This is a genomic window from Thalassospira lucentensis MCCC 1A00383 = DSM 14000 (genome assembly GCF_000421265.1).
GTDB lineage: Bacteria > Pseudomonadota > Alphaproteobacteria > Rhodospirillales > Thalassospiraceae > Thalassospira > Thalassospira lucentensis.
The window spans coordinates 82,825-100,482 of record NZ_ATWN01000008.1 but is presented as its reverse complement, the minus strand read 5'-3'; the positions used below and the strand labels follow the sequence as shown (position 1 = coordinate 100,482).

26 protein-coding genes are annotated in these 17,658 nt (G+C 52.4%); 19 read left to right on the top strand and 7 right to left on the bottom strand.

The annotated features are described in order from the left end of the window. Nucleotides 1–23: 23 nt before the first annotated feature. From K355_RS0116435 to K355_RS0116420, 4 genes are all read right to left on the bottom strand, one after another. Nucleotides 24–746 (bottom strand): copper resistance protein B, encoded by a 723-nt coding sequence (locus K355_RS0116435; RefSeq protein WP_022733249.1) that lies wholly within the window; start codon nt 744–746, stop codon nt 24–26. A 2-nt stretch (nt 747–748) separates the two neighbouring features. Beyond that, nucleotides 749–2,434, bottom strand: a complete 1,686-nt coding sequence (locus K355_RS0116430; RefSeq protein ID WP_022733248.1) for a copper resistance system multicopper oxidase — start codon at nt 2,432–2,434, stop codon at nt 749–751. Between the two features lie 78 nt (nt 2,435–2,512). Further along, nucleotides 2,513–3,079 (bottom strand): cupredoxin domain-containing protein, encoded by a 567-nt coding sequence (locus K355_RS0116425; protein WP_022733247.1) that lies wholly within the window; start codon nt 3,077–3,079, stop codon nt 2,513–2,515. A 154-nt stretch (nt 3,080–3,233) separates the two neighbouring features. Next, nucleotides 3,234–3,590: a hypothetical protein gene (locus K355_RS0116420; protein WP_133125091.1), complete on the bottom strand. Its 357-nt coding sequence runs from the start codon at nt 3,588–3,590 to the stop codon at nt 3,234–3,236. A gap of 366 nt (nt 3,591–3,956) precedes the next feature. Here K355_RS0116420 and K355_RS0116415 point away from each other — a divergent pair, with 366 nt between their 5' ends. The 14 genes from K355_RS0116415 (at nt 3,957) to K355_RS0116345 (ending at nt 11,563) form a co-directional block, all read left to right on the top strand. Continuing rightward, complete coding sequence (locus K355_RS0116415) at nt 3,957–4,286, top strand: hypothetical protein (RefSeq protein WP_022733245.1); 330 nt, start codon at nt 3,957–3,959, stop codon at nt 4,284–4,286. A 366-nt stretch (nt 4,287–4,652) separates the two neighbouring features. Next, complete coding sequence (locus tag K355_RS24200; protein ID WP_022733243.1) at nt 4,653–5,594, top strand: WD40/YVTN/BNR-like repeat-containing protein; 942 nt, start codon at nt 4,653–4,655, stop codon at nt 5,592–5,594. Between the two features lie 14 nt (nt 5,595–5,608). Further along, nucleotides 5,609–6,097, top strand: coding sequence for a DUF411 domain-containing protein (locus tag K355_RS0116400; RefSeq protein WP_022733242.1), 489 nt, complete (start codon nt 5,609–5,611; stop codon nt 6,095–6,097). Nucleotides 6,098–6,110: 13 nt separating this feature from the next. Further along, the gene (locus K355_RS25600) at nt 6,111–6,248 is read left to right on the top strand and encodes a hypothetical protein (protein WP_155988749.1); all 138 of its coding nucleotides are present in this window, start codon (nt 6,111–6,113) and stop codon (nt 6,246–6,248) included. Continuing rightward, nucleotides 6,245–6,730, top strand: coding sequence for a c-type cytochrome (locus K355_RS0116390; RefSeq protein ID WP_033368997.1), 486 nt, complete (start codon nt 6,245–6,247; stop codon nt 6,728–6,730). The genes K355_RS25600 and K355_RS0116390 overlap by 4 nt, the downstream gene beginning before the upstream one ends. Then, on the top strand, nt 6,727–7,332 hold the full coding sequence (locus tag K355_RS0116385; protein WP_022733239.1) for a DsbE family thiol:disulfide interchange protein: 606 nt from the start codon (nt 6,727–6,729) through the stop codon (nt 7,330–7,332). The genes K355_RS0116390 and K355_RS0116385 overlap by 4 nt, the downstream gene beginning before the upstream one ends. Then, a complete protein-coding gene (locus K355_RS0116380) occupies nt 7,329–7,931 on the top strand; it encodes a TlpA family protein disulfide reductase (RefSeq protein WP_022733238.1) in 603 nt (200 codons plus the stop codon). The genes K355_RS0116385 and K355_RS0116380 overlap by 4 nt, the downstream gene beginning before the upstream one ends. Before the next feature lie 13 nt (nt 7,932–7,944). Then, the gene (locus K355_RS25945) at nt 7,945–8,361 is read left to right on the top strand and encodes a hypothetical protein (RefSeq protein WP_022733237.1); all 417 of its coding nucleotides are present in this window, start codon (nt 7,945–7,947) and stop codon (nt 8,359–8,361) included. After that, nucleotides 8,354–8,614: a hypothetical protein gene (locus K355_RS0116370; protein ID WP_022733236.1), complete on the top strand. Its 261-nt coding sequence runs from the start codon at nt 8,354–8,356 to the stop codon at nt 8,612–8,614. Before K355_RS25945 ends, K355_RS0116370 begins: the two co-directional genes overlap by 8 nt. 62 nt (nt 8,615–8,676) lie before the next feature. After that, entirely contained in the window at nt 8,677–9,327 is a 651-nt protein-coding gene (locus K355_RS0116365) for an SCO family protein (protein WP_028791677.1), read from the top strand. After that, nucleotides 9,324–9,773 carry a copper chaperone PCu(A)C gene (locus K355_RS0116360; protein ID WP_022733234.1) on the top strand — a complete coding sequence of 150 codons (450 nt, stop codon included), beginning with the start codon at nt 9,324–9,326 and terminating at the stop codon, nt 9,771–9,773. The genes K355_RS0116365 and K355_RS0116360 overlap by 4 nt, the downstream gene beginning before the upstream one ends. A gap of 5 nt (nt 9,774–9,778) precedes the next feature. Then, nucleotides 9,779–10,417: a thioredoxin domain-containing protein gene (locus tag K355_RS24190; RefSeq protein ID WP_147250397.1), complete on the top strand. Its 639-nt coding sequence runs from the start codon at nt 9,779–9,781 to the stop codon at nt 10,415–10,417. An 85-nt stretch (nt 10,418–10,502) separates the two neighbouring features. Continuing rightward, entirely contained in the window at nt 10,503–11,243 is a 741-nt protein-coding gene (locus tag K355_RS0116350) for a cytochrome c biogenesis CcdA family protein (RefSeq protein ID WP_022733232.1), read from the top strand. Between the two features lie 113 nt (nt 11,244–11,356). Beyond that, nucleotides 11,357–11,563, top strand: coding sequence for a hypothetical protein (locus K355_RS0116345; protein WP_022733231.1), 207 nt, complete (start codon nt 11,357–11,359; stop codon nt 11,561–11,563). A gap of 35 nt (nt 11,564–11,598) precedes the next feature. On the opposite strand, the gene K355_RS0116340 is transcribed toward K355_RS0116345, so the two are convergent. Continuing rightward, the gene (locus K355_RS0116340) at nt 11,599–12,030 is read right to left on the bottom strand and encodes a MerR family transcriptional regulator (RefSeq protein ID WP_022733230.1); all 432 of its coding nucleotides are present in this window, start codon (nt 12,028–12,030) and stop codon (nt 11,599–11,601) included. A gap of 75 nt (nt 12,031–12,105) precedes the next feature. Here K355_RS0116340 and K355_RS0116335 point away from each other — a divergent pair, with 75 nt between their 5' ends. From K355_RS0116335 to K355_RS0116320, 5 genes are read left to right on the top strand one after another with little or no spacing between them, the layout of a single operon-like run. Next, complete coding sequence (locus K355_RS0116335; protein WP_022733229.1) at nt 12,106–12,495, top strand: mercuric transporter MerT family protein; 390 nt, start codon at nt 12,106–12,108, stop codon at nt 12,493–12,495. A gap of 11 nt (nt 12,496–12,506) precedes the next feature. Next, the gene (locus K355_RS0116330; RefSeq protein ID WP_022733228.1) at nt 12,507–12,836 is read left to right on the top strand and encodes a heavy-metal-associated domain-containing protein; all 330 of its coding nucleotides are present in this window, start codon (nt 12,507–12,509) and stop codon (nt 12,834–12,836) included. A 3-nt stretch (nt 12,837–12,839) separates the two neighbouring features. Next, on the top strand, nt 12,840–13,091 hold the full coding sequence (gene merF, locus K355_RS24185; protein ID WP_022733227.1) for a mercury resistance system transport protein MerF: 252 nt from the start codon (nt 12,840–12,842) through the stop codon (nt 13,089–13,091). Nucleotide 13,092: 1 nt separating this feature from the next. Continuing rightward, nucleotides 13,093–14,514, top strand: coding sequence for a mercury(II) reductase (gene merA / locus K355_RS0116325; RefSeq protein WP_022733226.1), 1,422 nt, complete (start codon nt 13,093–13,095; stop codon nt 14,512–14,514). A 32-nt stretch (nt 14,515–14,546) separates the two neighbouring features. After that, nucleotides 14,547–15,218, top strand: coding sequence for a cytochrome c biogenesis protein CcdA (locus K355_RS0116320; RefSeq protein ID WP_245562961.1), 672 nt, complete (start codon nt 14,547–14,549; stop codon nt 15,216–15,218). A gap of 160 nt (nt 15,219–15,378) precedes the next feature. On the opposite strand, the gene K355_RS0116315 is transcribed toward K355_RS0116320, so the two are convergent. Beyond that, nucleotides 15,379–15,762, bottom strand: coding sequence for a hypothetical protein (locus K355_RS0116315; RefSeq protein ID WP_033368996.1), 384 nt, complete (start codon nt 15,760–15,762; stop codon nt 15,379–15,381). 7 nt (nt 15,763–15,769) lie between these two features. Further along, complete coding sequence (locus K355_RS0116310) at nt 15,770–17,635, bottom strand: hypothetical protein (protein ID WP_147250396.1); 1,866 nt, start codon at nt 17,633–17,635, stop codon at nt 15,770–15,772. Nucleotides 17,636–17,658: the final 23 nt, after the last annotated feature.

Sequence of the window (17,658 nt, the reverse complement as noted above, 5' to 3'; positions counted from 1 at the left end):
AAATCCTCCCTGTCATATGAAGCTTAGAAAAGAAGGCGGAGACCGGTCACGAGGTAAGTTGCTTCGTAATCCTCGCCGTCGTCTTTTGCAAAGTCTGCGGTTTTGCCAAGTTTGCGTTCATAGGCAACCCCAATGTACGGTGCAACGGCTCGGTCGATTAGATCATAGCTAAGCCGCAGTCCGATTTCTGCGCTTGAAAACCCGCGCCCGACCTCAATTTCGCGATCCTCAGAGAATGCTGCATTCAGCTCAAGCGAAGGCGTGAGGATTAAACGATTGGTCAACAAGCCTTCGTACTCAACATCAAGTCGCGCACTACCGTCTCCGGTTTCGCTGACAAACAGGTCAGCGTCGACTTCAAACCATTGAGGAGCAAGCCCCATGATACCAACCGTTCCATACCAACGATCTGTTGTGCTTGGCGTATCCAGACGAATACCGGCCTTGGCATCAAAGAAGTCACTGATTGGTGTTTGCAGGACCAGCCTGTTCTCGAAGTTTTCGTAAAGGTCGTTTTTGAGATCACGCTCGCCTTCGCCTTGCCAGCGCAGCTTCAACTCATCGGTTCCTACAAATGCGTCACCATCCCAAACAAAGAGATTTTCGTCTTCATCACCTGATCGGTATTCAAACTGCTCCATTTGAATGCCATAGAAGATGTGATTGTCTGCTTTGGCAGTGAACGAGAAGGACAGGATCGTGGCAAGAACACCACCACCAATCGCGGCCAAAGTTAGGGTTTTCATTGTTATTGAACTCCATTCTCAAGTGCTGCGACGGCTGGACCGCCCTCAACAATCACTTTGCGGAACATTCCAGAAGCCATGTGATAGCTCAAATGACAATGGAACGCCCATTGCCCTGGTTCATCAACTTCGGTTTCCGAATAAACAGTCATGCCTGGATTGATATTGATGGTGTGCTTTACCGGATCCCATTTACCGTTACCGGTATCGAGGATTGACCACATCCCGTGCAAATGCATCGGGTGTGACATCATGGTCTCATTGACGAACTTGAACCGTACCCGTTCGCCATATTTCAAGCGGATAGGTTCTGCATCTTCGTATTTGACGCCATTGATTGACCAAGTATAGCGCTCCATGTTTCCCGTAAGACGCAGTTCAATTTCACGCGTTGCCGGCCGCTCCGGATACAAGGGCTTCTGTGCCTTCAAGTCGGCATAAGATAAGAACTTGCCGCCATTCGCTGCTTTTGGTGTCAAACCACTGCCAGCGGCATAGAAAGGATCATCTTTGGACATCGCCATCTGAGAGTGATCCATCCCGGCCATATTCGAATGGTCCATTCCAGCCATGCTGTTCTCGTTACCACTGCTCATTGAGGAATGGTCCATCCCGGGCATGTTCCCGTGATCCATCCCCATATCAGCCATTGTCAACAACGGAGCGTCCATGCGTCTGGCTGGCATTTCAGCTTTCAGCCCTTCTTGCGGCGACAGCGACCCGAATGCATAACCCGAGCGCCCCATCGATTCCGCCATGATTGCGTAAGGTTTATCTGCGGTCGGCTGAACAATCACATCGTAGGTTTCTGCAACCGAAATGCGGAATTCATCAACCTTGACCGGTTGAACGTTGTTGCCGTCGGCCTGCACAACAGTCATTTCAAGTCCCGGAATACGGACGTCGAAGTAAGTCATGGCAGATGCATTGATGAAGCGCAGGCGCACACGTTCATTGGCCTTAAACAGGCCTGTCCAGTTCTGCTCTGGTGACTTTCCGTTGATCAGACCGACAAATCCCTGAACATCTTCGATGTCGGTCGGCATCATGCGCATGCTGCCCCAGTCACCACGTTCCGACAACGTCGCACCGAAGCCATTTTCAGAGACATCACTGATGAAATCGCCAAGGGTGCGTTGGTTGCGATTATAATAATCGGGCATCATTTTGAGGTTGCGCAAAATACGTGCGCCGGAATGCGGGTGCTTGTCTTTCAGGACAACCACATACTCCCGGTCGAACTTGAACGGTTCTCGCTTTTTGGGTTCGATAATGATCGAACCATACGCCCCGTCCGGCTCCTGAAAACCGGAATGGCTGTGGAACCAGTAGGTACCGCTTTGCGAGACTGGAATGCGATATGTGAATGTTTCACCAGGCGCAATCCCCGGAAAGCTGATTTCCGGCACCCCGTCCATCTGATAGGGCAAAATAAGTCCGTGCCAGTGAATGGACGTTGCCTCATCAAGATTGTTGGTCACCTTGATGACAGCCTCTTCGCCTTCCTTCAAACGCAAGGTCGGACCAGGGGAAGACCCATTATATCCGATACCTGTGGTTTTCATTTCACCGGTATCAATTGTAACGTAATCAACAGACAGATCGTAATTCGCCGCATTGGCTGTCGAAGACACAGCAATAGCGGCCAGCACACCCCAAAGGGCACTGCGGGCAAATTTCTGTTTCATTTTTTGAAATCCAAAAAGATCAGGTGCGCCAGAGGCCCAAGGGAGAAAAACCTCTGGCGCAGGAAGGTGGATGACCGATTACTGCAGGCGGACTTTGCCGACCATGCCGCTTTCATAGTGACCCGGGACATTGCATGCGTACTCAAGTTCCGCATCTTTGGGGAACGTCCAGATCACCTCAGCCGACTTGCCCGGTTCCAGCAAAACGCTGTTGGGGTCGTCATGCTTCATGGTCATTCCATTCCCCATGTCCATTTCCATCATGTCCATGTTGATCTTGTCGGCCTCAAGCGCTCCATGTTCCATCATCATCATCATTTCTTCCTGATGACCTGCATGCATGGCTGCAGTTCCAATGTTGAATTCGTGAACAAATTCGCCCTTGTTCTCGATAACGAAGCGAACGGTTTCACCGCCCCGGACAATGATTTTTTCCTTGTCGTAGAAATTGTCTTCCATCGTGATTCTGATGGTGCGCCGCACATCGGATATCTCGCCGGGTGCCCCGATTTCCGATGCACCGTCATTATGACCGCCACTATGACCCGCACCCGCAAAGGCAGGTGACTGAAGACCGACAAGCGCGCCAAGAATAAAGGTTGAAACGCTAACGCGACGCATAAGGGAATTCTTGAAGTTGGGCATGTACATGCTCCTAATAGATATTCAGTAAGAAGGCCCTCGTCCCATGTTCAATCACGACAACAGTCTGCGCTGCTGTAATTCAGGCAAAACGCTGTTTCATTCGAGGAACAGTGATTGAACCAGGCAAAGGGATGTTCGGAAAATCTGAAATATCTCAGGAACGCGGAGGCTTGGCTCTAACGTCCAAATCTGCGGAAGTCAAAGTCAGGTCCTGATACCAGTATGTTACCGCAAGCACCGTTGGGCTGGAAGACAGAACACCTTCTACTTCTTTAACGAACGGGCCGCAAACCGCCATACCGCAAAGATCCGCATGCATGTCACGTCGATCATGTTGCGAGCTATCAGAAACATCCATCATGACGCCGTGATGATTGTCATGGCCATGTCCCGAACCTGCTTGCACACCCTCAACCCCCGACAGCAGAACTGTCATGGCTATCGCGATTGCAAGAAAGCAGGAAAGGATGCGCACGGAATGTTCCTTAGTGATGCATTGCAACATACGCAATATCGGGCTCCCCCGGTTTCGTCAAGTGGCAATATTGTGGCAAAGACAGACTATTTCACGAATTTACATCTGCTGCTTGAGCCATCAGCAAGGTGAAAACAATAGATTACTGCATTCATCGCCATGAAATCACGTTATGCGCTACAGATGAACAACCTGTTGTGCTGAGTTATTCACTAATCTGCGGGTATGACTTGCTAACAATCAATTTATAGATGAAGCACAATCAAATCTTATTAAATGCTGCGTAACCCAACAATTCTCCTGGTCTCTGGATATGGGCACAGAGGTGTGCCAGATTGACAGCAGTAGGATTTACTGTAGTTCGATATAGACAGCATCGCATCCTTGGGATAGAAGTAGACTATGCTCAATCGCATCAGGTTTTTGACCATACTTTTGATAGCTGCTTTTGCCGTCGGGACAAGTTTCCAGACGGTCAATGCTGCTGTTATGAAGGTCGGTATGCCGATGGCGGAATTGGCAATAGACAATTGTCAGGATTGTTCTGGCAGCGGCGACAGCATGCCGGACTGCGATATTGCGTGTCCTCAAGTATCGACTATCGCAATTGCGCCTGTACAAGTTGCAATACCTGCGCTCGCCTCGGTCGCGCATTTCGGGCCGACAGGCAGCCTTACCAGCCGCTCAAACTCTCCTGATCCATTCCCTCCCAGAACCAACATTCTGAACTGATATCTCTTTAACCCGATTTGGTTTGAGGATATCAGTGTCATGGGGCATCACCGCGATTTCTCATGACATGCTTTGTGCTCGCAATTTTTATTGTGGGCCTTATAGCTTCTTCAGACAAGGTTGGAAATCATGTTTTCCGATCTACGGGTGCCAAAATGTCGGCTTTGGTCGGTATTTCCTGGCGCAGTCGCGACATGCACCAAAGCATAGCTTCAGCTTCACTCAACGAGCAGGCGGCAATCCGCCCCGGCCTTGAGCGTCCCGCTTTTACTGGTGCCCGGCCTCTGAAGATCAAACCTTATAGGACCCTTGTGAGCAGGATTCGGATTACGGTCTGATCGCTCCAACTCCTTGAGAAATACGCATATGAAGAAAAATACCATAGTCGCAGGTCCCGTTTCCCGACGTGCGCTGCTTCACGGTCTCGTGGCGGGTGCCGGCCTCTGCCTGTTGCCCGCAACGGCCTTTGCTGCGGCTAGTAAAAGCACAAGCAGCGCAATCGCTTTTTACGGTAATGCGCTGATCGTGGCACGCGGTTCAGCGCTTCTTTATCGCAGTGGGAGCCAAAACTGGACAGCGCTGCCGAAGGTGTCGGAAGGCACCATTCTCACTTTTACAACACATCCGGAACGGCCGGGCCGCATTGTTGGCGGTCTGGATACCGGCGGCGTAGTTCTGTCTGTCGATGGCGGGAAAAGTTGGGACGTGCGTGGGCAAGGACTGCCAAAAGCGGCAGTCACTGCCATCACAACTGCGGCGACAAACCCAGATACCATATATGCCGCCATTCGCGGTGACGGCTTATGGCAGAGCGATGATGCTGGTCAGTCATGGGTGTTTGTCATGGACCGGCCATGGTTAGCGAATGCCGAGCGAGATCTGACAGCACTGTCTTCAGTCGATCTGGCAACCGGAATGGGTGGGATCTGGCTATATGCCGGAACCGATACCGGTGTAACGCGTGTGCCGGATTGTTTCTGCCGTTGGCAGGATGTTCAGCCGGGCGATGCCATGGATGCTCTTGCGTCCGGAAAGCAGGCAACTCCCAAAGTACCCTTACCTGAGGGTGAACCTGTGAGTGCGCTGGTCAGTGCGGTATCGCGACCGGCCACACTTTATGCCGGATTGCCATCCGGAATTTGGCAATCGCAGGATGCGGGTGTCACCTGGTTAAAGCGTTCAGAAGTTATCGCAACAGCACTCGCGGTTCATCCGCTACGCGCTGATGATCTCGTAATTGTGAATGACGACGGGGTTTTACAAAGCCCAGACGGTGGCAGGACGTGGACCGCCATTGCGAACATATGATGATGGAGAAACAGATGAGAAAATTAGTGATTGTGACAGGTGTTGCGATTCTGGCTGTTGCCGGAAGTGCTGCATTTACAATGTTTGCTCCGGGAAAAGGAGAGGCGCAAACGAACGTGACAGTAGCTGGTGAGAGAAGCAAATCGATCACAATTTATCGGGACCCGAACTGCGGATGCTGTGATGCCTATGGCGAATATCTTGAGACCAATGGATATCAGGTTACCCGTGTCGATGATCGTGATTTCGACAAGCGATCCGTTGCCGCCGGTGTCCCGGAGCAAGGGCTGGGCTGCCATTTGGCCGAGATTGACGGATATGTCGTAAGCGGGCTGGTTCCCGCCGAGATCATTGAACGGATGCTTGATGAACGCCCGGATATAACGGGTATCACGCTGCCCGGCATGCCACCAAATGCGCCGGGCATGGCACGTGAAAAAACCGGGACGCTGAAAACCTATGGGTTCGGAGAGGACGGCATTGCCGTTTACGCCAATGAATGAGTGTTTTGGACAGATGATGGATGGTTCGATGATGGGTGGCCCGATGATGATGCTGATGATGGCAGGAGGCGGTCTTGTGTTTCTTCTGATCCTTGCGATCCTGATCATGAGCGTTCTCGCGTTGTTTAAATATCTTCGGGGCGGGAAATGAGTGCGGTATCGCCCGGATCAATGGTCACCGGATTAATGGCTGGCGTTGGCATGGCTTTGTTGTTCGGCGTGATGGATGCCAGCGCGAAGCTCGAGAATCTGACTTTTCTCGAAAAGCCGCTCACTCCGGAACAGATAGCACTGGGCAACGATGACTATGTTGAATTTTGCGCATCGTGCCATGGTGCAAATCTTAAGGGGCAGAAAAACTGGAAGCGCCGCCTTGACACCGGGCGGATGCCCGCGCCGCCACACGATGCCAGTGGCCACACATGGCGCCATAGCGATCAGGAACTGTTTGCGATCACCAAGTTCGGGGTTGGCGCTGTCGTGCCGGGGTATGAGAGCGATATGCCTGCATTTGAGGATGTGCTGAGTGATGAGGAGATCATCGCGGTACTCGGTTATATCAAGAGTGTCTGGTCAGACGAAGAACGCGAATTCCAGCATAATCTCAATCTTAAAGACGGGAGGGCGAGATGATTGCAGTCCCCAAAGAACATCGCCCGCAGAAACGGTTCAACCGGCTGATCTATTTTCTGCCGCTTGGCATCGCCTTGATATTGGGTGTGGCCCTGGGGAAAGGATTGACTCTTGATCCCAACACGCTCCCCTCGGCCCTGTTGGGCAGACAAGTCCCCGAATTTGACCTTCCGCCGGTAAAAGGCCGGATGCAAGGTTTGTCGAGTACGGATCTCAGAGGTGAAGTGTCGCTGGTCAATGTTTTTGCCTCTTGGTGTGTCGCGTGCCGTGAAGAACACCCCGTGTTCATGAAACTGGCCCGCGACGGCACCGTTCCACTGCATGGTCTGAACTATAAGGATCAGCCTGACGACGCTGCAGAATGGCTCGATAGCCTTGGCGATCCCTATACGAGAACAGGTGCGGACATTAACGGGCGTGTGGCAATTGACTGGGGCGTCTATGGCGTCCCTGAGACCTTCGTTGTCGATGCAAAAGGGAACATTGCTTACAAGCATGTCGGGCCGGTAACGGAAAAAGTGTTGGCCGAGACCATTCTGCCAAGGGTCGAAAAATTGCGTAATGAGGCCTCAGGTGCCGGAACTGCGGAGGCACCTCGATGAAGAGCCTCTTGGTGCATATGAACCTGAAAGTGGGGTTTGCCGCTGTCATCATACTGGTGGCTGTCGCAGCTCTGACCATGGTGTCTTTCCGCAACGAAAAGAATGTCTCCCATCAGGCGACGGACAATGGAAGGCAGAGCCAACAGCGCTCGTTTGTCATGCATGATGTTCCCCGGCCTCTTCCCGAGTTCGGGTTCGAAAACGTCGAAGGTCAACCCATGACATTGAGTGATTTCGAGGGAACGGTCGTCTTGCTGAATGTCTGGGCGACCTGGTGTGTTCCATGCCGCGAGGAAATGCTAACCCTGGATGCCTTGCAGGCCGAACTCGGCAATTCGGTATTCAAAGTTATGGCTTTATCAATCGACCGGGCCGGAGCGGATGTGGTGCAAGATTTCTATACCGAAATCGGCATCCGGCATCTGGACCTTTTCATAGATCCAACCATGAAAACCACGACGGCTCTGGGCATCCCCGGTTTACCGACGACGCTTCTGATTGACAGGAATGGCCGCGAGCTTGGTCGACTTGTCGGACCGACCGAATGGGCGACAGCAGAGATGATAGATTTTCTTAAATCCCACATCTACACCGATTGAGGAAGGAACTCCTATGACCGAGATACAACAAGCCAAATCCGGTAATACCTCGCTTGGGCATGACGTGGTTCATGCCGTTCGATATTACCTGAAGGGACGTCGCGGTGTACTTGTGCTGGCCGGAACCGCACTTGTCGCTGGGCTTGCATTTAACTGGAGCTGGCTGGTTGCCGCCGGTATCGCGCCATTGCTCCTTTCCGTTCTGCCGTGCGTGGCGATGTGTGCGCTGGGTTTGTGCATGAACAAAAAGGCCTGTTCATCGAAAAAGAGCGCCAGCGATATCGCCCCTTCCTCCGATGAAATCCCGAAAAACAGTCTTCCCGGCAATGAAGCCGGAAGGTCCCTGACTGTATCAGACGCAAGTGCAGCGTCTGTGACGCCCCAGTCGGGAGATGAATCCCCAACCGAAAGGAATGTTAGAGATGCGTAAATCAATCAAACTCACCGCGTTTGCCACAATGATGGTCACGGGACTGGCGACAACAGCCCTTTATGCCCAGGAAGACCAAGCTCCTGACAAGCAATCCCCGATGATGGAGCATGACGGCAACTCGGGCATGGGAGACATGCAGGGAATGATGGGCATGATGAAGATGATGAGCCAGATGGGGCCGATGATGGAGCAGTGTACAGAAATGATGGCTGCGATGACCGATCACATGTCGAAGTCTACCGATAAATAATACCGTGACACCACACCCGCCTGGGACAAATTCCCGGGCGGGATTTTCTACGGGATCGTTTCATGACATCGAATAATTTCAACCGGTTACGTTTCATCCGTTCTATATTATGGGGGATGGTTGTTCTTGCTGCCCTGCTCTTTGGCGGCGCATATATCTTTCAGGCTTCCGACCGCAAGCAAATGTCGTCGGGGGCCGAAGGGACGGGAGAAGCCGCCATTCACTCTGATTTTTCCTTGACCGATCATCAGGGAAACCGTGTGACCGAAGCAAGCTTTCCGGGGCGTTGGCAACTTGTCTTTTTTGGTTTCACACACTGCCCTGATGTTTGTCCGACCACACTGGCCTATATGGCGGATGCGCTTGACCGAATGGAATCCGAAGCCGACCGTGTGGCACCGATATTCATTACAATTGATCCGGTACGCGATACACCTGATGTCATGGCTGAATATGTCGAGGCCTTTCATCCGGCGCTGATCGGATTGACCGGTAGTAAGGAGGATGTCGCTGCAGCCGCCGAGGCTTTTCGGGTCTATTACGAAAAGTTGGACGACGATACAGCACCGGACGGCTATTTGATGGCCCATTCCGGGCATCTTTATCTGATGGCACCGGATGGGCGTTACCTGACTGTCTTTCGTGAAGGAGATCAGCCGGCAGAAGACATGGCAATCCGGATTCTCGCGATCATGAATGGGAGTACAATATGAAAAGAACAGCCATCGCCCTCGTCATGACCTTGCTATCAGCACTACCGGTTTCTGCCGGAAACCTTGTCGAAATATCTGACGCCTGGGCACGTGCCACGATTCTGACATCCCGTCCGGGTGTGGCATATCTTACGATCACAAGCGCTGCGACCGACCGCCTTCTGGAAATCACCACAGCTGTGGCCGACCATGTGATGATACATGATGTCGTCACGGTCGATGATGTTCGCCGGATGCGACATGTCATGGCTCTGGATGTTCCTGCCAACCGCCCGGTCACTCTGGCGCCGGGGGCAATGCATCTCATGTTGACGGGATTGCATGAAAAACTCCGTGAAGGTGAGAAGTTTCCCATGACATTGCGCTTTGAAAACGCAGGCGAGATCAGTATTGACGTTGCCATTCTTGGCATAGCTGCCAAAGGACCGCAGGGGGAAGCGGAATGATCCGGTTGTTGCTTTTGATCCTGACATTGATTGCCTCGCCTGCTTTCGCCCACCATCCCGGTGAACGCCTTGACGAGGTCATGGCGGAAAAGGAACCACATTTCGAGGTAACGGACATCGCATCGGTTCCAGAAATTGAGCTTCTCGATAAAACCGGGGAGCGTTTTGTTCTGGGCGAACTTGATGATCAGATACTTATTTTGAGCTTCGTAACCGATAATTGTGGTGCTGCCTGTGCAGAGCAGCAGATCCTGCTGGCCGCCATTCAGGAGCAGTTGAATATTAGTCCGATGCGGGACATGGTCATGTTCGTTACCGTTCATTCCGAAGGTTTTTCAGGAGCTTCCTCTTGGGATTCGCTGAACTGGCGGCCTACGACGCCATCTTCGGATATCAGCGCTGCAATCGTTGCCGATGATTTCGCCAGGTTGAGCCAGCGGAACGGATCTGCGCCGATGGTTCATATGATCGACCGGAATACCCGCCATGCCGGTATTTTTCATGGCACGGGTTTCAAACAGATCAACCTGATCCTTTATGTGAACGGATTGACAAACGCTGTCCACTCCCCAAAGCCGCCTGTTAAAAAGGGATGGCTGGATCGGTTGACAGACTGGTTCTCAAAAGCGGGAAAAGAGCCTTGAAACAAGGGCGGATACAATACTGTTTACTAAGCTGACCTTCCTGTTCTCTGAATACTTGGTTCCTGATTTTACGGAATACAGATTAATGCCTGAACTTTCCAATATCGGCATAATAAGCGCGTTCGCCGCAGGCCTCATCTCGTTTCTCTCGCCATGCGTGCTGCCTCTGGTTCCCGGATATATCTCCTATATCGCGGGTGGTGTCTCTCTTTCGACCAGAACGGAGGCAATCCGAGTTGGTCGATTGTCATCTCTTGGTTTCAGCCTGTGTTTCGTTTTGGGCTTCACCACGGTTTTCGTCCTTCTGGGGGCCAGTGCAACAGCACTTGGTCAGTTCCTGCTCGGATACCGGTTCGAGATGAATCTGGTTGGTGGCGGCATTGTCATTCTGTTCGGGCTATTCATGCTGGGAACGCTCCGTCCAGCATGGATGATGCGAGAAGCACGCTTTCATCTTGATCTGCCTGGTGGGCGTGTGACTTCGGCATATGTGCTTGGGCTTGCTTTTGCGTTCGGGTGGACGCCCTGCATTGGCCCTATTCTCGGTGCCATTCTGACTGTCAGCGCCTCGTCGGCAACGGTCAGCGATGGTATTGCATTGCTGACCGTATATTCCGTGGGGCTTGGTGTGCCGTTTCTTCTGGCAGCACTTTTTACCGAGAGCCTGTCCGTCAGATTGAAATCCATAGGGCGTTTCGGGCGTTTTTTCCGTGCAGCCGCCGCCTTGATCATGATTGCCATGGGAGTGGCCATGATGACCGGTTATATGTCCGCCTTTGCTTTCTGGCTGCTGAAAACATTCCCCATTCTGTCGTCTATCGGCTGATCCGCTCTATCTGGAAGAATTCTGTTGACCTTCCTGCTGCCAGATAGCGTAGCCTCTAACCTCTAACCTCTAACCTCTAACCTCTAACCTCGATATGAAGGAGGTGCAGAATAATGTCTTCTGGAACCGACCCGTTGGAGCGTGCTGTATTACATGCTTTCAGATATGCCTGCTGGCAGGAAAGGCTTGATATTGCCGAATTCATGCTGGCAGCACTTGAAAAGCTTGATCAGGAGCACACGGACCATGTCTCCGGGGATCGTCCTTTGATGGATGCGTACCGCGATTTGACGTCTGGCCTGCAACATCGCAAGAATTGATATCTTGTTTCTTTCAGCTTCTGGCATTGCCGACATCAAATGCTGTTGCCCGAAGTGCATGACAGCGTCTCCAGCACAGGACATTCCGGTACGTCTTCTCCCGAACATCGTGCAGCCGTCTCCGTCAGGACCTGTTCGATCCGTTTCAGGTCGGCGATTTTTACGCGCACGTCAGCAAGATGGCTTTCCGTCCGCTGTTTGACCTCCGAGCATGTTTGCAACTGACCATCCATGAGATCAAGCAACCCCCGGATATCTTCAATCGAAAACCCCAGTTCCCGGGCGCGCAGAATGAACCGCAACCGGGAAACATGTGTATCGTCATACATCCTGTAGCCCGCTGTGTTGCGCGGCGGGTCGGGCATCATGCCGGTCTTTTCATAATAGCGGATGGTTTCAAGGTGACAGCCCGTCACCTTTGCCAGTTCGCCACGTTTTAATCGCCTCCCGGAATTGTGATTGTCCATAAGGTCAAAACCCTCTTGAGCCTGTAGCCACTACAGACTGTAGCTTGGATCAGGAACGAGCTTGAGGCAAATCACATGAACGATATCAAACCGGACCATCTATCGCCCGATGACGGGAAACAGGCAAAAAGAGGGCTGCTTGCGGCTGGGGGTGTGACCGGGGCCATTCTTGCGTCGGCCTGCTGTGTCGCACCACTCCTGCTTCTGATGCTGGGGGTGTCGGGGGCCTGGATCGGCAATCTGACGGCCCTTGAACCTTACAAACCCCTCTTCGCGACGGTCGCACTGATATTCATCGGGCTGGGGTTCTGGCAGGTCTATTTCAAGACAAAACCGGCGTGCGACGAAGGATCTTACTGCGCCCACCCCGAATCCGCCCTGATCACCAAAGCCGCCCTGTGGTTCTCAACCGTGCTGGTGGGATTGGCCCTGACAATCAACTGGTGGGCACCGCTGTTCTATTAGGAGTAACAGATATGAAGCGAACAGACATTATCGTGGCCGGGGCATTTGCTCTGGGACTGGCTGTCATGCATCCGGGAGGTCTTCTTCCGACTGCGGCACAGGCAGCCAGTGTCACATCGCAGGATGAGAAAACAACCGTTTTCGACATCGAAAACATCACCTGTGCCCTGTGTCCGGTGACGGTCAAAACCGCAATGGAAGCTGTCACCGGCGTAGCGACCGTAGACGTCAACTTCGATAAAAAAACCGCAACTGTCACCTTCGACCCGTCAGTCGCCAATGTGGAAACCATCGGGATCGCTTCAACAAATGCCGGTTATCCGGCCAAGGCACGGGATTAAATAATGCGTGGCAACACCATTTTCAAAACCGGGGTCCTCGGAACAATTTTTGCTGTGATCTGCTGTTTCACACCAATCCTTGTTGTCACGTTCGGGGCCCTTGGACTCTCGGCATGGCTAGGCTGGGTAGACTATGTCCTCATACCCGGATTACTCCTGTTCATTGCCCTGGCCCTTTACGGCTACCGGCAACGAACCCGTGCGCGCGCTTGCTGCGAGACCGATACACAACCAACCACCCGGAAAGGAAAATAATATGAACAATTGTTGTTCGACCGACAAACAGGAATATGACCTTGCTGTCATCGGCGCGGGTTCGGCTGGTTTTTCGGCGGCGATTACGGCCGCTGAACAGGGCGCAAGGGTCGCACTTATCGGCAAGGGAATGATTGGCGGCACATGCGTCAATGTCGGGTGTGTGCCCTCCAAAACCATGATCCGTGCCGCAGAGGCCGTGCATGGTGCAGGGGCCGCTACGCGTTTTCCCGGCCTCTCCGGAAACGCTCATGCCGCTGACTGGCAGTCCCTGATCAAGGCTAAAGAGGATCTGGTTTCCGGTTTGCGTCAGAAGAAATATATCGATCTGCTGCCCGAATATGATGGCATCAATTATCTCGAAGGGGATGTTGTATTTAATGACACCGGTCTTCTGCTTGACGGCAAAAAGCTTGTTGCAAGAAAGACAATCATTGCAACCGGCACATCCCCGTCATTTCCCGATATTCCGGGCATTGAGAATGTCCCTTGTCTGACCAGCACAACGGCACTTGAACTTGATCAGCAGCCACAATCACTTCTCGTGATTGGCGGCGGATATATCGGTTGTGAACTGGCTCAGATGTTTGCACGGCTCGGCAGCTCGGTTACGCTGGTGACACGGTCACGGCTTCTTCCCGAAGCAGAACCGGAAATTACTGCATCGCTCACTCAGGAGTTAAGGAATGAAGGGGTATCCGTTCGCACGGGCCTCACCTATGAGCGGGTTGAGCGGAAGAATGATAAAACGGAACTGACCATTAACGTTGATGGCCAGGCTGAGGTTCTTTCTGCTGAACATATCCTGGTAACGACGGGCCGTAAGCCGAATACAAACGGATTAGGACTCGAAACGGCCGGAATTGAAGTAAATTCGAATGGCGGAATTGTTGTGGACGCTTATATGCGGACAACGCGTCCCGATGTATATGCTGCGGGCGATGTGACCGGACGCGACCAGTTCGTTTATATGGCAGCTTACGGAGCCAAACTTGCGGCACTAAATGCCTATAACCATGACGAACGGACATATGACAACACAACGATGCCTTGGATTGTCTTCACCGATCCACAAGTTGCAGGAGTAGGTCTCTCCGAGGTTCAGGCACAGAAACGGGGCTTTGTGGTCAAGACATCTGTCGTACCGCTTGATCAGGTGCCCAGATCACTTGCCGCCCGTGATACACGCGGTTTGATAAAACTCATTGCAGATGAAGCAACTGACCGCTTGCTGGGCGCTCAGATACTGGCACCCGAGGGCTGTGACAGCATTCAGACAATGGTCATCGCCTTACGTTTCGGCATGACTGCAAAAGAACTTGGTGACACGATCTTTCCGTATCTGACGACCGTCGAGGGACTGAAACTTGCCGCCCAGGGTTTTGGCAAGGATGTTGCCAAACTCTCTTGCTGTGCCGGGTGATGCCATGTGGCGATAATGAGGAATTTGCAATCGTGACACCGGACCTGTTCAATCTGACCGGTCTTGCTTTTGGGCTGGGTTTGCTGGGGTTTATCGAACCCTGCACGATTGGCGCACACATGCTGTTTCTGAACAGCCAGTGCGACCGTCCAATGCGTAGGCGGATCGGAGCCTTGTCAGCATTCATGCTCGCACGCCTGTTGGTCATGGGCGGTTTCGGTGGTGTGATCGTGATGTTGGGACAACGCATGATCGGAGTTCAGACCAACGTATGGCTGGTGTTCGGGGGGATCTATATGGTCATCGGGATTGTCTTCCTGTCCGGTGCAGGCAGACGGTTGCTTCAGCGTATCCGCATAGCACCGGATGGTTGGCGGGTTACGCGCAACCCGTGGGTTCAGGGCATTGCGTTCGGCCTGAACATTCCAGCCTGTGCCGCACCGATCTTGTTTGGCCTGATGGGAGCGGCAACTGCAACAGGTTCCGCCGCGATGGGGTTCGTCCTGATGACCGTCTTTGCTCTGTCGCTATCACTTCCATTGGTGCCGTTTTCTGTCGTGCCGCGATTTGCCTCGTTTCTGGTCGGGCTTACCGACTGGATGCGCGCGCGCCGCTGGTTGACCGGCTTTGTTTTCATCGCCCTTGGCCTATGGTCAATCTGGTTCGGGCTGTTTGTCAATCTGGCAGACTGGGCAGAGGCATAAATTTGGGGAGGCGTCTCTCTACTGATCTGAGGAAGTGATCTGTCGTACGTGGGGATGATTTATGGAAGATGGGAGACATGTGCCTTAGCAGAGGCTTGGCGTAGCCACCATGATTAATGTAAAAGGCTTGTTAAGGGCCTTCCTGTGTCGTGGAAAGCCATTACTTATCAGAACCTTCTGCTTGTGTCATACGTACTGCCTGACGAATTCTTGAAGCTGTTTGTCGTTCCATCTCGCGCATTTGAAGCAGCATTGTTGCCATCAGGTCTCTGGCCATTCTGCTTTCTTGCTCCAGTCGGGCATTTTCCTGGCGCAGCCTCACTATTTTACTCTGCTTTGACGGTTTCGTTGTGGCTTCAAGTGATTTCAATCGTGCAAGCACGTTTGGATATTTGTACAGCGTTGTCCTACTGTGCCCGGCTTCGCGCGCAACCGCACTTTTACTGATTTTGGATACATCGCTGGAATTCGCTTTGAGAACATTGCGGGCGAGTAGCCGATCAATCGCCATCATGAATGCTGTTTCAACAGATGTAGAGGACATGGTTCGATTACCCAGGATTGCTGTTTTCTGTAGCTGTCGTTTCAGTATTTTCAAGTTTGTTTAGCACCATAATGCATTGTTCCAAGCGTTGTTCGCAGAGTTGCGTGAGGGCAAAGTCATCATTGGTCGTTGCCGTTTGCAGATCGTTTTGCAATTTGTTCAGCCGATCTTTCCAGAAGGGTAAATGAGTCTCGTCGAGGACAAGATTTTGGCATTCCCAACATAAGTCAGGGCGCGCGGCGGACCATAGCGGTGCGCTCATCACCCATCGAGCGGAACAGCCTACCGTACAATTTCCGGTTCCTTGTCGAAACAGACAGATCCCGAGAGAGGTTTTTCCCCAACGAATATGATGTGCCCGCATACCTGACGAACGTACCAGTTCTTCAATATCGCGCTGACGGTCCTCACCGGTCCGGTTGCCCAGAGATTTTTCGAGTTGAGACACACTTTTTTCCAGTTTACCGGTGAGGGGACCCGAGACAATTTTTCTGCCGGAAACCATTTCGCCAATGAGAGAGACGGTTGACTGAACAGCAGCATCGTCCAGGATTTGTTTCAGTTCAGGGTCTGCGTTTATGTAACCCTGCTCTGTCATCGCCATACTGATATGCTTGAAATGCTCCTGGAGGACCGGGAGCATCCGGCTGTCGCTCCGAATGACATATTGCGCGAACGACTTACGCCACTGATGAGACGAAACGGTCCAATCCTTTATACCACTCCTGGCAAAAAATCTTCTCTGGCAACGATTGACCCAGCTCAAAGTATGAGCTTTCACACCTTTGTTCAGGCTTTTTGTTCGGCTAAAACCGATAATTAGTTCCGCAACGTTTATTCGGGCACGCCAAGGGGCGTACAGTCTTTCGATGACAGCTATTGCCTTGATCGGAACAGGAAGGCAATTGCTTCCGACCGGACGCAGACCGGCTACCCAGGTGACCGGGCGAGGTGTCTTCGTCGTCTTGTAGAGATGACCTGACAGGTAAAATATCTCATGAAGACCGCTTGCCGAGGGCTCAAGTTTTATGCAATCAGGCAAGGCATTTTGAGCAAGTGGCGTAGCAGAGGCCTGCAGTCCCAATAACTCGCTCACTCTGATGCCGGTCAATCCCTGAATGAGAATCAGGCATGCGTCGCTGAGGGCATCCATGTTATCGCGTAAATGCTTCCGGTCCGACGCATGTTTTTCAGTAACCTGCAGGACTTCGTTGTCCGCGAAATGCCGAGCCTGTAATATGATATCCTCTGCTTCATCAAGTATGCACAAGGCGCGTGTCATCACTTTTAAAAATATTGGGTCAGGTATTGGCGGGATGGGGTTCTGTTCGTGGCTTGCCAACTGTTTTGCTAATTCAAACGCTGTCATACCGTGCCAGGGGACACTGCCCGGTACAGGAATTCCTGCCTTTGCCAGAACCGGGGCCTGATATCCAAGGGAAACAGGTAATGTCAGATGTTCCATAAGATATACGGCGCTGAGATTTGCTTTGTCGCGCGTGTCTATCAGCAGGTCATCAAGATATTGGTCGAATGCGTCGGTATCAAGCTCGCCAAAATGCGCATAGCCGGTTTTGCCCATCCAGCGGGCAAGATACAGAACCCGCCGGGAGAGTTTGCTCATTGAGCTGGGCTTGTATCTATGCCGCTGCCGCGGGTCGACAATCAGTGACCAGACCAGCCTTCGATGGGCGTCAAGCAATATCGTCCATTTTGGCTCAACAAACCTGCTGCCATCGGGCATGACGAAATCCCAGCGTATGGTGCTGGCCGCAGCGTCGTGACCTGGCGTCAGATTGTCGAAGAACCATCTGTCATCATACCAGCAGGAATGGCAGTTGATCCGCGCTTTTCGAAGATCTTCCACCGTCATGAGATGATATGCGGTACCGGCTT

Bases quoted from the DNA above. Each gene is read 5' to 3' on its own strand.
- K355_RS0116400 (WP_022733242.1), top strand. From the start codon at position 5,609: ATGAGAAAATTAGTGATTGTGACAGGTGTTGCGATTCTGGCTGTTGCC.
- K355_RS25600 (WP_155988749.1), top strand. From the start codon at position 6,111: ATGATGGATGGTTCGATGATGGGTGGCCCGATGATGATGCTGATGATG.
- K355_RS0116335 (WP_022733229.1), top strand. From the start codon at position 12,106: ATGAACGATATCAAACCGGACCATCTATCGCCCGATGACGGGAAACAG.
- K355_RS0116430 (WP_022733248.1), bottom strand. From the start codon at position 2,434: ATGAAACAGAAATTTGCCCGCAGTGCCCTTTGGGGTGTGCTGGCCGCT.
- K355_RS0116415 (WP_022733245.1), top strand. From the start codon at position 3,957: ATGCTCAATCGCATCAGGTTTTTGACCATACTTTTGATAGCTGCTTTT.
- K355_RS0116370 (WP_022733236.1), top strand. From the start codon at position 8,354: ATGCGTAAATCAATCAAACTCACCGCGTTTGCCACAATGATGGTCACG.
- K355_RS0116425 (WP_022733247.1), bottom strand. From the start codon at position 3,079: ATGCCCAACTTCAAGAATTCCCTTATGCGTCGCGTTAGCGTTTCAACC.
- K355_RS0116435 (WP_022733249.1), bottom strand. From the start codon at position 746: ATGAAAACCCTAACTTTGGCCGCGATTGGTGGTGGTGTTCTTGCCACG.
- K355_RS0116345 (WP_022733231.1), top strand. From the start codon at position 11,357: ATGTCTTCTGGAACCGACCCGTTGGAGCGTGCTGTATTACATGCTTTC.
- K355_RS0116330 (WP_022733228.1), top strand. From the start codon at position 12,507: ATGAAGCGAACAGACATTATCGTGGCCGGGGCATTTGCTCTGGGACTG.
- merF (WP_022733227.1), top strand. From the start codon at position 12,840: ATGCGTGGCAACACCATTTTCAAAACCGGGGTCCTCGGAACAATTTTT.
- K355_RS25945 (WP_022733237.1), top strand. From the start codon at position 7,945: ATGACCGAGATACAACAAGCCAAATCCGGTAATACCTCGCTTGGGCAT.
- K355_RS24200 (WP_022733243.1), top strand. From the start codon at position 4,653: ATGAAGAAAAATACCATAGTCGCAGGTCCCGTTTCCCGACGTGCGCTG.
- K355_RS0116390 (WP_033368997.1), top strand. From the start codon at position 6,245: ATGAGTGCGGTATCGCCCGGATCAATGGTCACCGGATTAATGGCTGGC.
- K355_RS0116350 (WP_022733232.1), top strand. From the start codon at position 10,503: ATGCCTGAACTTTCCAATATCGGCATAATAAGCGCGTTCGCCGCAGGC.
- merA (WP_022733226.1), top strand. From the start codon at position 13,093: ATGAACAATTGTTGTTCGACCGACAAACAGGAATATGACCTTGCTGTC.
- K355_RS0116340 (WP_022733230.1), bottom strand. From the start codon at position 12,030: ATGGACAATCACAATTCCGGGAGGCGATTAAAACGTGGCGAACTGGCA.
- K355_RS0116310 (WP_147250396.1), bottom strand. From the start codon at position 17,635: ATGACGGTGGAAGATCTTCGAAAAGCGCGGATCAACTGCCATTCCTGC.
- K355_RS0116380 (WP_022733238.1), top strand. From the start codon at position 7,329: ATGAAGAGCCTCTTGGTGCATATGAACCTGAAAGTGGGGTTTGCCGCT.
- K355_RS0116365 (WP_028791677.1), top strand. From the start codon at position 8,677: ATGACATCGAATAATTTCAACCGGTTACGTTTCATCCGTTCTATATTA.
- K355_RS0116360 (WP_022733234.1), top strand. From the start codon at position 9,324: ATGAAAAGAACAGCCATCGCCCTCGTCATGACCTTGCTATCAGCACTA.
- K355_RS0116385 (WP_022733239.1), top strand. From the start codon at position 6,727: ATGATTGCAGTCCCCAAAGAACATCGCCCGCAGAAACGGTTCAACCGG.
- K355_RS0116315 (WP_033368996.1), bottom strand. From the start codon at position 15,762: ATGTCCTCTACATCTGTTGAAACAGCATTCATGATGGCGATTGATCGG.